Source organism: Oceanobacillus timonensis (assembly GCF_900166635.1).
Lineage (GTDB): Bacteria > Bacillota > Bacilli > Bacillales > Amphibacillaceae > Oceanobacillus > Oceanobacillus timonensis.
On record NZ_LT800497.1, the window covers coordinates 3,089,700 to 3,102,618 of the forward strand.

General features: G+C 39.4%; 13 protein-coding genes and 1 other annotated feature. Of the genes, 7 read left to right on the plus strand and 6 right to left on the minus strand.

Features of this window, described 5'->3' with window-relative positions; all coding sequences use genetic code 11:
• Positions 1-26 precede the first annotated feature (26 nt).
• Positions 27-338 (minus strand): metal-sulfur cluster assembly factor, encoded by a 312-nt coding sequence (locus B7E05_RS15145; RefSeq protein ID WP_080874992.1) that lies wholly within the window; start codon positions 336-338, stop codon positions 27-29.
• A 62-nt stretch (positions 339-400) separates the two neighbouring features.
• On the minus strand, positions 401-1,165 hold the full coding sequence (locus B7E05_RS15150) for an alpha/beta fold hydrolase (protein ID WP_080874993.1): 765 nt from the start codon (positions 1,163-1,165) through the stop codon (positions 401-403).
• Positions 1,166-1,317: 152 nt separating this feature from the next.
• Between B7E05_RS15150 and B7E05_RS15155 the strand changes: the two genes are divergently transcribed.
• Positions 1,318-2,160: a Cof-type HAD-IIB family hydrolase gene (locus B7E05_RS15155; protein ID WP_080876326.1), complete on the plus strand. Its 843-nt coding sequence runs from the start codon at positions 1,318-1,320 to the stop codon at positions 2,158-2,160.
• A gap of 97 nt (positions 2,161-2,257) precedes the next feature.
• The gene (locus tag B7E05_RS15160) at positions 2,258-2,521 is read left to right on the plus strand and encodes a NifU N-terminal domain-containing protein (RefSeq protein ID WP_080874994.1); all 264 of its coding nucleotides are present in this window, start codon (positions 2,258-2,260) and stop codon (positions 2,519-2,521) included.
• An 80-nt stretch (positions 2,522-2,601) separates the two neighbouring features.
• On the opposite strand, the gene B7E05_RS15165 is transcribed toward B7E05_RS15160, so the two are convergent.
• Together B7E05_RS15165 and B7E05_RS15170 are read right to left on the minus strand one after the other, a co-directional pair.
• Entirely contained in the window at positions 2,602-3,021 is a 420-nt protein-coding gene (locus B7E05_RS15165) for a hypothetical protein (protein WP_080874995.1), read from the minus strand.
• Positions 3,022-3,036: 15 nt separating this feature from the next.
• Positions 3,037-3,879 (minus strand): YitT family protein, encoded by an 843-nt coding sequence (locus B7E05_RS15170; protein WP_080874996.1) that lies wholly within the window; start codon positions 3,877-3,879, stop codon positions 3,037-3,039.
• A 94-nt stretch (positions 3,880-3,973) separates the two neighbouring features.
• Between B7E05_RS15170 and B7E05_RS15175 the strand changes: the two genes are divergently transcribed.
• Positions 3,974-4,831, plus strand: a complete 858-nt coding sequence (locus tag B7E05_RS15175; RefSeq protein WP_080874997.1) for a DegV family protein — start codon at positions 3,974-3,976, stop codon at positions 4,829-4,831.
• 84 nt (positions 4,832-4,915) lie between these two features.
• Here B7E05_RS15175 and tyrS read toward each other — a convergent pair whose 3' ends face one another.
• Complete coding sequence (gene tyrS / locus B7E05_RS15180; RefSeq protein ID WP_080874998.1) at positions 4,916-6,193, minus strand: tyrosine--tRNA ligase; 1,278 nt, start codon at positions 6,191-6,193, stop codon at positions 4,916-4,918.
• A 100-nt stretch (positions 6,194-6,293) separates the two neighbouring features.
• Positions 6,294-6,526, minus strand: a binding site (T-box leader).
• 132 nt (positions 6,527-6,658) lie between these two features.
• On the opposite strand from tyrS, the gene B7E05_RS15185 reads away from it, so the two are divergent.
• The 4 genes from B7E05_RS15185 to B7E05_RS15200 all read left to right on the plus strand — a co-directional run bounded on the left by B7E05_RS15185 (position 6,659) and on the right by B7E05_RS15200 (position 11,796).
• The gene (locus tag B7E05_RS15185; protein WP_080876327.1) at positions 6,659-9,154 is read left to right on the plus strand and encodes a transglycosylase domain-containing protein; all 2,496 of its coding nucleotides are present in this window, start codon (positions 6,659-6,661) and stop codon (positions 9,152-9,154) included.
• A gap of 178 nt (positions 9,155-9,332) precedes the next feature.
• Positions 9,333-9,965 carry a GNAT family N-acetyltransferase gene (locus B7E05_RS15190; RefSeq protein ID WP_080874999.1) on the plus strand — a complete coding sequence of 211 codons (633 nt, stop codon included), beginning with the start codon at positions 9,333-9,335 and terminating at the stop codon, positions 9,963-9,965.
• Positions 9,966-9,994: 29 nt separating this feature from the next.
• The gene (locus tag B7E05_RS15195) at positions 9,995-10,642 is read left to right on the plus strand and encodes an acetoin utilization AcuB family protein (protein WP_080875000.1); all 648 of its coding nucleotides are present in this window, start codon (positions 9,995-9,997) and stop codon (positions 10,640-10,642) included.
• The gene (locus B7E05_RS15200) at positions 10,639-11,796 is read left to right on the plus strand and encodes an acetoin utilization protein AcuC (protein WP_080875001.1); all 1,158 of its coding nucleotides are present in this window, start codon (positions 10,639-10,641) and stop codon (positions 11,794-11,796) included. Before B7E05_RS15195 ends, B7E05_RS15200 begins: the two co-directional genes overlap by 4 nt.
• A 90-nt stretch (positions 11,797-11,886) precedes the next feature.
• Here the strand turns inward: B7E05_RS15200 and ccpA are convergent, their stop codons facing one another.
• A complete protein-coding gene (gene ccpA / locus B7E05_RS15205; protein WP_080875002.1) occupies positions 11,887-12,882 on the minus strand; it encodes a catabolite control protein A in 996 nt (331 codons plus the stop codon).
• Positions 12,883-12,919 lie beyond the last annotated feature (37 nt).

The following is a 12,919-nucleotide window of genomic DNA, read 5'->3' on the forward strand; positions in this document are numbered from 1 at the left end:
AACAGCAGATGCTTTCTTTATTATTATCAATCCGGAATACCTAAGGCAATTTTCGCATAGCGTGACATATTTTCTTTACCCCAAGGTGGATCCCAGACAATATTTACATTGGCTTCTTTTACTTCTGGAATATCTGATAAAGCATGTTTGATATCAGCTTCAATATGCGCAGACAGTGGACATCCCATTGCAGTTAATGTCATGGTAACTTCACATATACCTTCTTCATCCAGATCAACACCATATATTAAACCAAGATTGACAATATCAATACCCAATTCTGGATCAATTACATTTTCCAATGCTCCCATAAGATATTCTTTCATCGATTCATCCATGTGCGTTATCCTCCTTTCCCTTACTTCTATTAAACCATACTTTAACATGTTATAAAATCATTTTACAACAGATGCCGCTCAAACCAATCTGTTGCATGATGCATTGCCGGTACACTTACTTTATGTTCCCTGCCTTTTTCTCCAATAAATTGCAGGTTCTCTTCCTTTTTATAAAATGATTGCACCGTTTGATAAAAAGTGTATGACTGCTCAAAAGGTACGACTTTATCATTTTCACCATGCCAGAACATTAACGGACGTTCTTTAAGCGACTCCATATGGGTAGACAAATCGATATCCGCCAGTTTTTCGAATAAAAGATCCAAATCCGCTCGCGTAAATGGAGACTGACCATTCTTTTCAACATAATGCAATAATTGTTTGGCGTACATTTCCAGTTTTGGCGTCCCCATCATAACAGCTGCAGCGTTCACCCAAGGATATTTGACCAGCGCAGCACTCGTTGTTATCCCGCCCATACTGGTTCCGGCTACACCGAATGCCCCTTCTTTTAAAAGGGTATGATCCAATAAATATTGATGAAAGATCTCCAGTTCACTTATGTTTTTTAACACAATTTCAAAAAAAGCCAGCTGACGCTTTTCATCTGATAGGCCGCCATTTCTTTCCCCATGATGCAGCGAGTCCGGCAAAAAAACACGAAACCCTTTTTCGGCAAGCATATAAGCAATTGGCAAATTTTGTTCCTTGGCGCTTGTAAAACCATGGAAATAGATAACAGCCGGCCGTGCTTTCCCCTCATACTTTTGATCAACAACATGTAAACAAGGTATCCCTTTAATTGGTTCCTGATAAATCCCTATCATCTTTGACACGCTTCCTTTCGCTTATCAACATACTATCTTTATTGTAAAGTTTTTGTAATATCTTTCGCAAATAAAGCAGCTTTTATTTAACTTTTCTTTACTTTACATATTTTCAAATCATGGTAGGATAAAGTTAGATGAGAGGTGAAGGAATGGAAAACAAAAACAGGCATTTAATTGCACTTGATTTGGATGGTACCTTATTAAGTGATGACAAGAAAATAAGCAACCGGAACAAGCAAGTGATATCCCAGGCAATGGAAGACGGTCATGTTGTGGTCATCGCTACCGGCAGACCTGGCCGTGCCAGTATACAATACTACCAGGAACTTCAATTAAAAACGCCCATGGTAAATTTTAATGGAGCATTTGTGCATCATCCTCTGGATACCAGCTGGAAAGGTATTCACACCCCGATGCCTTTAAATACCGCCCATCGGATTATTGATGTTTCCAACGAAGTGAAAGTAAATAATATATTAGCTGAGGTACAGGATCAGGTTTATTTAGATCAATATAACGAAGATTTAATGACTATCTTTCAAGGGTTCCCCGAGGAATCGCCATACATTATCGGCGATATTAAGTCAAAATTAAAATATGATCCGACTTCCGTTCTAATTTATCCAGATGCCTCGCAAGTGCAAGCCTTACGAACGCATTTAAATGATTACCATGCTGAGGTTATCGAACACCGTAAATGGGGAGCGCCATGGAATATTATTGAAATCATAAAAAAAGGCATGAATAAAGCAGTCGGTCTGAAGCGTATAGCAGATGAATACCATATAGCCAGAGAAAATATTATCGCTTTTGGCGATGAAGATAATGATTTAGAGATGATTGATTATGCCGGCGTCGGCGTTTCAATGGGGAATGCCATTGATGAACTTATCTCTGTATCGAAACATCAGACCTTATCCAATGAAGAAGATGGTATTGGCATATTTTTAGAAGAATATTTAAATCTTAATAAAAAGGATATTATTATTTAATTTCAGGAAAGCTGCCATTCGCAACTTTCCTTTCTTTATCTCTTTTTGATTTTCTGTTAATATGAACTTATGGTTAATTATATGAGGAGGTATGCACATGGCAATACATATTTCGCCGACACCGAATCCAAACGCGATGAAATATACAGCTGACAGCATCATTTTCTCCGGGACGAACAGTATATCTGTTATGCCTGGTGATGTAAGCGAACATGAAATTTTAAATGAATTAATGAAATTGGAAGACGTTGATAATGTATTTGGCTACCAAAATTTTATTACCGTCAACAAACATTTTGATGCGGATTGGGAAAATATCAATCCAAAAGTAGAAGAAATATTTGTGAAGTTTGGTTATTAAAAAGAGGCCGGGGTTTCCCGCCTCTTTTTTACTGTCTGAATAAGTATAACTTATTAAAGTACCGGACAGAAGAAAATACGCTATTCTTCTGTATCTATCGGTACATAATTGGGATTAATTTCATTATTATCCGCATCTTTTCCATACATCACGACAATGGGAGGCTCCTCCTGTTCCAGTGTTTCTTCCGAGAAAGTCTCCATGATTTCAAATTGTTGAAAAGCGTCTGGATCTGATTCTTCCAAGTCAACCATTTCTTCCTCTTGCACGGTTTCTTCATCCTGTTCCACTCGATAGAAGAAAGCATCTCCATCTGTCTTCGCCTGGCCAACGATATAGAACTGTTCGCCATCTGCTGTAATATCAATTTCCTGGAACATCACTGTGCTTGCCGCTTCATCGTTCTCACCAGGAGCAGCCGGCTCAATGACTTCTTCTCCTCTATTTCCACAACCTGCTAACAAGACTATCACAGCAACAATAACATACCAACGTTTCATCCTATCCACACCTTTTTAATCTTTTCTAAAGAAACCATAAACGCCGGCGGTTTCCACAATATTTGTAAATGCCTCTGGATCCACTTCATTAATAATTCTTTCCAAATCATATAATTCATACCTTGTGACAACCAGATACATCAGACTCTTATCTGTTTTTGTATAAGCTCCCTTTGCAGGTAAAATGGTTATCCCGCGCACCATTGTCTCATGAATAGCTTGTTGCAGTTCATCTGTTTTCTTGGTAACAATAAACGCAGTTACTTTTTCATAACGGGTATGAATAGCATCAATTACCCGGGTCGTTACATACAATGTCAGCATCGTGTATAAAGCATTTTCAGGTTCATACAAAACACCGGCAATAACAATAATCAAGGAATTCATAATTAAAAAATAATTCCCAATCGGTTTATCTTTCAGACGTGATAAAATCATGGCAACAATATCCATCCCGCCTGTAGAAGCCCCGGCCTTTAATGTCATCCCGACAGCGACACCAGCAATAACACCGCCAAATACCGCATTTAAAATAATATCCTCTGAGATCGAAATGAGCGGTAATACTTCTAAAAATAAAGTAGAGAAAAAGACAGATATAATACTATAAATCGTAAATCCCTTTCCTACTTTTATCCAACCTAATATCAAGACAGGAATATTTAAAAGAGCTAAGAGAATACCTGTGGATAAACCAATCCCCAAGAAATCGTTAAAAATACTGGATAACAGCTGAGCTGCCCCTGTAAAACCACTGGCATATACATTGGCACCTATCAGAAAGAAATTTAAAGCAGCTGCATTTAATAAAGCTCCTATTATAACAATGCTTATCCTTTTTGCTTCAACATAAAACACATCACAGCCTCCTTGATTAAATTTTTGACTAACTATTTTATTAAACGTAAACTTAGTATACAATCTTACTCTTAAAGAAATGGATGTGATTATAATGTCCGTCACCATTCTGGCAGACAGTGCATGTGATTTATCCGAACATTATTATAACGAATATCATATTGAAATGATACCATTAACTGTTCACCTGGAATCCAAAGACTATCAAGACAGTATCGATATTACCCCGAAAACGATCTATGATGCCATGCGGGAAGGCGGAGCTCCAAAAACGTCACAAGCATCAGCCAATCAGTTTAAAGAAATCTTCACTTCCTACGCAGAAGCAGGAAAACCTTTGATCTATATTGCATTCTCCTCCGAATTATCAGGAACCTGCCAAGCTGCAAAAATGGTGGAGCAGGAACTTAAAGAAAATAATCCAGAAGCACCGCTGCATATCATTGATTCCAAATGCGCTTCCCTGGGGCTTGGTTTGGTAGTATTAGAAGCCGCTAAAATGGCGCAGAATGATTTTTCCTTTAACGATATTATTGAACAAACTGAAAAAAATGCTGCAAAGATGGAACATATATTTACAGTAGACAATTTGGAATATCTGTATCGTGGAGGCCGCGTCAGTAAAACAGCAGCTTTTGTCGGCGGCTTATTAAACATTAAACCCCTTTTGCATGTGGATGGCGGAAAGCTGATTCCTCTGGAAAAAATCCGAGGTACAAAGAAAGTGCTCAAACGTATGGTTGATGTCATGGACAAGCGCAGCAACGATTTACAAAATCAAACTATTGGTATCAGTCACGGGGATGATTTACCCCGAGCACAGGAACTATCAAAAATGATACAGGACAGATTTGGAGTAAAAGAAGAAAACATTATTATTGAAATGGTCGGCTCCGTCATTGGTGCACATTCCGGTCCCGGAACACTGGCCCTATTTTTTAGTAATGAATAAAACATGGAACTTCATACTCCGATGTATAAAAATAGATTTGACGCTTCCTTTTACGTCAAATCTATTTTTTTGACTGTCTTTTCTTTATTGAAAACGAATTAAGAAGTATTTTTTCTTCCCTCTGCGGATTACCGTGAAAGCATCACCTAACCGGTCCGATTCATCCACCGTATATTCTATATCTTGAACACGTTCTCCATTGATATAGACAGCTCCATTTTTCACATCTTCTCTTGCTTGGCGTTTGGATGAAGAGATAGAAGCATTCACCAGTAAGTCAATCAGTCCGATTGGTTCTTTTACCGTATCATAGTTTGGGACATCTTTAAATGCCTGCTCCACTTCATCTAGCTTTAATTGTTTGATATCCCCGCTGAATAATGCTGCAGAAATTCTCTGCGCCTGTTCTAGAGCAGCTTCATCATGAATACTGCGAGTCATTTCTTCTGCCAGACGGCGTTGTGCAACTCGTTTTTCCGGCTGTGTTTCTACTTCTTTTTCTAACACAGCGATTTCTTCGTCAGAAAGAAAAGTAAAGTATTTGATAAAACGGATAACATCACGGTCATCCGCATTAATCCAAAACTGATAAAATTCATATGGGGATGTTTTTTTAGCATCTAACCAAATAGCATTACCGGCCGTTTTTCCAAATTTGGTTCCATCTGCCGTTGTAATCAATGGTACAGTTAAACCGTAAACTTCCGCTGTTTCCCCTTGATTTTCCCTGGAACGACGAATAAGTTCCATGCCGGCTGTAATATTTCCCCACTGATCACTACCGCCAATCTGTAATGTACAATTCTCTTCTTCATATAATCGTAAAAAGTCTAAAGATTGTAGAATCATGTAGCTGAACTCCGTAAAGGTAATCCCTTGTGCCAGCCTTGCAGCAACTGAATCCTTGGACAACATATAATTGATTCCAAAATGTTTTCCTGCACCACGGAGAAAATCAATGATGGTCATATGCCCCAGCCAGTCATGATTGTTACGGGATACAACCTGATTATCACTGGAGGAATCATCCATATCTACAATTTTGGCGATTTGCTTTTGAATACTTTCTGTAAAGCCAAAAACAACTTCTTCGGTATTTAAACTGCGTTCACTTGAACGCCCGCTTGGGTCGCCAATCATGCCGGTGCCCCCGCCGACTAATGCAATCGGCTTATGGCCTGCCCGTTGAAATCTGCGCAGCATCGTTAAAGGAACCAAATGCCCGATGTGCAAGCTGTCCGCTGTCGGATCAAATCCACAGTATAAGGTTACTTGATTATTTTCGAGATGTTTTTCTAATCCATCCCGATCTGTTACTTGATTCACTAGTCCTCTGTCTTCTAAGTCCTGTAAAATATTCATACTCTTTCCTCCATTAATAGATAGTTTCGTTTTACTGACAATCCCGGCTACTTCTCCGCTTTGAAAGGAGAAAATAAAAAACCCGCCTCCTCTCTGGTAAGAAAGGGACGAGTTGGATTCGCGGTACCACCCTTGTTGCTATCATAATATAGCCACTTAAGGTTTGTTAACGATGTTTTTCACCGTTCTTTTGATGAACAAATGCTATTCCTGCTCATCAAAAGAAAAACTCCAGACTGTAATTCGCATGGGAATATATACTGACTTACACCACCCGTCAGCTCTCTATGATAGGGATTCACCAATGCTACTTCGATCCTTCCATGTTTATAAAAGATAAATGGATATGATAATACTATTCATAGCATAAATGGACTTCTTACGCAAGCTATTTATCATCTCACTACCAAACTATATTTTCTCTATGTTATAATAATTGTTGAATTAGGAGGTCTAATGTCAATTATGAAAGAAAAACTACAACGTTTTTTTAATACTGTTAAAAGTTGGTGGAAAGAAGGTGTTATCCAACAAGTATCAAGAATTACGTATGACGTTGTTTGGAATTTGGTATTATTTGCTATCGTGGTAGGTGTCATCGGCGGCATTTTTGCTGGTGGTATCGGGCTTGGATACTTTGCATCTCTCGTTCATGAGGAGCCTTTAAGAAGTGAAGCCTCGATGGCAGATGATATTTATAATTATTCAGAAACGTCCAGTATTTATTTTGCAGATGAAGTTTATTTAGGGGATATCCGGAGCGATTTATATCGGGAGGAAGTTGGTCTTGAGAATATCTCCTCTACATTAACGGATGCGGTTATTGCGACAGAGGATGAATACTTCCCGGAGCATAATGGCGTTGTGCCCAAAGCCATTTTAAGAGCGACAGCACAGGAATTTCTGAATTCTTCTGTCCAGACCGGAGGAAGTACACTGACACAGCAGCTTATCAAGAATCAGGTCCTGACCGACGAAGTATCCTTTGACCGGAAGGCGAAAGAAATACTGTTAGCAATGCGACTGGAAAATTATTTTACGAAAGATGAAATTATGGAAGCTTATTTAAATATTATCCCTTATGGCAGAAATTCATCCGGTCGTAATATTGCAGGTATACAAACAGCCTCCAAAGGTATTTTTGGTGTGGAAGCTTCTGAATTAACGATTCCACAAGCTGCGTATCTGGCAGGACTCCCGCAAGGTCCATCTTCCTATACACCGTTTACAGCTGCAGGGGAATTAAAATCAGAAGAAGAATTACAGCCTGGTATTAATCGTATGAAAACAGTGTTGAATCGCATGCATGATATGGAATTTATCACAGATGAAGAACTGGAGGAAGCTGCTAATTATGATATTGCCAGTGACTTTATTGATGCAGTCCCTTCTTCTACAGACGAATATCCTTATGTCACGTATGAAGTACAAAAACGCACAAAAGACATCATTCAAGAGATATTAATGGAAGAAGATGACGTTACCGAAGAAGATTTGGAAGAAGATGACGATTTGCGCGCAGAATATATAGAGCGTACAGAGAAAGAATTGCGTGACGGCGGTTATCAAATTCATACAACAATTAACAAAGATATCTATGACGCCATGCAAGAAGCTGCAGAAAATTACTCTGACTATGGTTATTCCAGAACCTTTACAGCAACCAACAGCGAAGGGGAAGAATATGAAGTAACGCAGGAAATTCAGACAGGTGCTATTATGGTCGAGAATAATACCGGAAAAATTATTTCTTTTATCGGCGGACGCGGATTTGATGAAGACCATCAGGTGAATTTCGCTACAGATACAAAACGTTCTATCGGCAGTACAATTAAACCATTACTGGACTATGCTCCAGCAATGGAAGAAGGTATTATCCAGCCGGGAACTCCTATTGCGGACTATCCGCGTTCATTTGCCGGAGGGTCGTTTTCTCCAGGAAACTATGGAGGCGGTAATTATGGGCTTGTTTCTGCCCGCACTGCACTTACCAATTCATACAATATTCCGGCAGCAGCCATATATATGGAAATGATTGATGATGACCCTGCTTCCTATTTAGAGAAGATGGGCGTCACTTCTTTAACAGAAAGCGACCATTCCATTCCATCGCTGTCTATCGGTGCAATGGATCACGGGATATCTGTAGAAGAAAATGTGAATGCTTTTTCTACATTCGGCAATGATGGCAAATTTGCAGATGCTTATATGATTGATAAAATTACGAACGCTGAAGGGGATGTTATTTACGAACATGAAACAGACCCTGTCGAAGTATTTTCTCCGCAGACCTCGTACTTAACAGTAGATATGATGCGGGATGTTATTGATAACGGAACAGCTGGTTATGTGAATTCACAGCTCCAAAATACAAATGTTGACTGGGCAGGAAAGACAGGAACATCCCAAGATTATCATGATGCTTGGTTTGTTGCGTCCAATCCGAATATTACATTTGGTACTTGGATTGGGTATGAAACCCCTGCATCCATTAACCACCCTTATCATCTTTCCTACAGTGAGCGGAATATGAAATTGTGGGCAGAGGTTATTAATGCATCTGCAGAGGTGGATCCGGCCTTAGTTACTCCAGAAAAACCGTTTGAACGTCCGGACGGCATTGTAGAGGAAAGTTATTGCGCTGTTTCAGGCATGGAGCCATCTGATTTATGTGAGGATGTAGGACTTGTTAAAACGGATTTATTTGATTCGGAACATGTACCGACCGAAGAAGATAATAGTTTAACAAGAGGCAGCAGACGCGTTTTAGAATCTGACGATGATGGAAATTCATTCAGCAGAAACAACGGAATTATGTTTAATCCGGATTGGCTGAGAGAAGAAGGATACGACGACATGGATGACTTTTCCATGCTCTATCCAAGAACAGAACGAGATAAATGGCTGCAAATTGGAATTCCGGCCAGTATGTCATCCAGTTCAGATGACGACGACGATTAATTAAATCACGCAGTTTCATAAAACTTCACGCTATAGGGGTATATTGCTTATAGCGTGAAGTTTTTTATTATCTACCATAAGCTTTTTTACAATTCTCAAAAAAACACTAAAAAAATGCAGCTATTTTCTGTATAATAGACGGTAAGCATATGTTGTATCTCATAAAGGTGGTGGATGAATGAAACATACAAAGGAATTTGATTCAATCCTTTTGGAAACAGCGGCAGGTGCACTGACTGTCGAAGGTCCTGTTTCACGCTCCCAATTAGAACAATATCATTTTCACAACGAACTGACTGCATTCAGGCCTGCAGACAAACAATTTGAAGCACTCTTAGAGATTGCTGATTTAAAAGAAGCAAGAATTATTATTGCCCGTACAACAGATACCATTATCGGCTATGTTACTTACTTGCATCCTGATCCATTAGAAAGATGGTCCAAATATAACATGGAGGATTTAATTGAATTAGGCGCGATTGAAATTATTCGGAAGTATCGGGGCAGCGGAGTTGGTTCTGCATTACTGCGGCAATCGATGAAAGACCCTTATATGGAAAACTATATTGTCATTTCCACAGAATATTATTGGCATTGGGATTTGGATTATAGTCAATTAAGTATTTGGGATTATCGTAAAGTGATGGAAAAAATGATGGCAGCAGGCGGCCTTCTTCCAGCTCCAACAGATGAGCCTGAGATCAACTCTCATCCGGCTAACTGTTTAATGGTGCGAATCGGAAGTAACGTGCCGCAAAAATCCATCGAGTTATTTGATAAATTACGTTTTTTAGGCCCAAATCATTATTAACAGAGATATAACTAAAGGGGGATTCTATTATGTTAGTCGAAGAATTAATGAACAGAAATATGATAACGCTTCCACCAACTGCAACAATTAATGAAGCGTTACAACTATTGGAAAAACATAAAATCAGGCATATTACGATTGTTGATAAAGACATGTACGTTCTTGGTATTGTTTCCGACCGCGACGTGAGAGATGCAAGTCCATCCACTTTTCTGGATACGAGTGATTTTTATATTCTTAATAAAGAAATCCAAACCATTATGACAAGCCCTGTTATCACCATTCATCCCATGGACTTTGTAGAAGAGATTGCTTATATTTTCTATGATAAAGAGATTGCCTGCTTGCCAGTTGTCAGCAGGGACAAACTGGTTGGAGTCGTAACAGAAAAAGATATGCTTTATAAATTAATTCAATTAACCGGGACACATGAACAAAGCTCCCTTATTGAAGTGAAAGTTCCTGACCAGCCGGGCGAGCTGCCCAGAGTTGCAGGTGTTTTCGGCAATCATAACGTCAACATTGTATCTGTGTTGCTGTATCCTTACAAAGACCCGGACTATAAAGTACTCGTATTTCGTGTCAAAACATTAAATCCGATGCCCATTATTAACGATCTTCGCAATGCCGGCTATACGCTGCTCTGGCCAAATAATATTATGGAGCCAAAAAGATGACGAAGCAAGCTGGTTTTATTTATACTCCTGCGTTTTTAAATTATCAATTCTCAGAAGACCACCCTTTTAACCATAAGCGGGTGCAACTTACGAAAGAATTGTTGGAGGGGCAATCCACATTAACACAATCGGATCTCATTACGCCGCGAATGGCTGTAGATGAAGAGATTGCCCTGTTTCATGATACAACCTATATTGAAGCAGTCAAAAGAGCCGGCAACGGGGCTTTAAAAGAAGATCGGGCACAGGAATATGGCATAGGAACAGAAGATACACCTATTTTTCCAAATATGCATCAAGCTTCTTCCAGTTTGGTTGGAGGAAGTCTGACAGCTGTTGAAAAAATATTAAATGGAGATTATAAAAAAATAACAAATATCGGCGGCGGGTTGCATCACGGATTTCAGCGTAAAGCTTCCGGTTTCTGTATTTATAATGATTGTGCAATAGCTATTAAGTATCTACGGGAACAAGAAGATTTGAAAGTGCTTTATGTCGATACAGATGCACACCATGGCGACGGCGTACAAGCAGGATTTTATGATGATCCCAATGTGTGCACCTTTTCCATTCATGAAACGGGCCGTTATCTTTTTCCAGGTACGGGAAATGTGAATGAAAGAGGAATAAAAAGTGGACATGGCTATAGTTTTAATTTGCCAGTCGATGCTTTTACAGAAGATGACTCTTTTTTGGAGCTATATGAAACAGCTCTACGAAAAATTGCCGCATTCTTCAAGCCGGACATCATCGTGTCGCAAAATGGAGCGGACAGCCACTGTCTGGATCCTCTGACACATCTGTGCGGAACCATGAAGATATATGAAAGAATACCCCTGCTTGCTGCAGAAATTGCGGATGAATATTGTGACGGCAGGTGGCTGGCTGTCGGCGGCGGCGGCTATGATATGTGGCGTGTCGTTCCACGCGCTTGGGGGCAGGTATGGAATGTGATGAAAACAGGTACATTCTGCGAAGGCCCATTACCTGCAAACTGGCTGAAAAAGTGGCAAAAAGAAGCTCCAGTCACTCTTCCTTCAAGCTGGCAGGACACTGCAGACTTACAGCCAGTTATCCCGAGAAAAGCAGAGATTACAGAAAGAAACAAATTACTATTAAAAGATATGCTTAAATATACTGCGATGATTCAATAATCTGTTCCTTTTTCTAACCGGGTTTTATCATAAAAAAACCAAAGACAAGATTGTATTTCATCTTGTCTTTGGTTTTCATCACATTCCTATTTATTTTGTGGACTCTCTGTACTCCATACGATGTGGTAAGACAACATTCTTTTCGTCTACTTCTTCATCGTTCATATATTTTGTCAGAAGTCGCATACCTACTGCTCCGATATCATACGTCGGTTGAACAACCGTTGTCAATTTCGGACGTATCATACTTGCCAGACGAATATTATCAAATCCGAATACCTCGATATCATCTGGTACATTTAAACCGTTATCTTGTGCGCCATGGATAACACCTAAGGCAATTTCATCATACATGACAAATACAGAAGCCGGACGGTTTTCTAATTTCAAAAAGTATTCCATCGCTTCTATACCGGTTGAATAAGCATAAGCATCTTTGTAGATATATTCTTCGTCAGGCTCTATTCCAGCCTCTTTCAAAGCACGCATATAACCATTGGTTTTCAATGCATTAACACTGGTATCTGATTCACTTCCTACTAATGCAGGCTGTTTGTTCGTTTTATCAATTAACGACTTGGTAGCTTCATATGCAGCCAGCTCATAGTCGATATTAACAGAAGGAATGGTATCTGTCGGATCATACGTAGAAGCAAGAACAACCGGAACAGAGCTTGTCTGAAATTGATGAATATGTTCTTCTGATATGTTCCCGCCCATGAAAAGAATGCCATCCACTTGCTTTTCCAGCATGGTATTAATTAATTCCAATTCCTTGTCTTTATTTTGGTCGGAACTGCTCAAAATAATATTATACTTGTACATCGTAGCAATATCTTCAATTCCCCGGGCAAGTTCGGAGAAGAAAATATTGGAGATGTCCGGGATAATAGCGCCGATGGTCGTTGTTTTCTTACTTGCCAGCCCGCGCGCAACAGCGTTAGGACGATACCCTAATTGTTCAATCGTTGCTAATACTTTCTTTCTTGTTGTTGGTTTTACATTCGGGTTTCCGTTAACAACACGCGATACGGTTGCCATAGAAACATTTGCTTCTCTTGCTACATCATAAATTGTCACAGTCATGTTTTATATACCTCCTAAAATTCACTTTATACAAGAA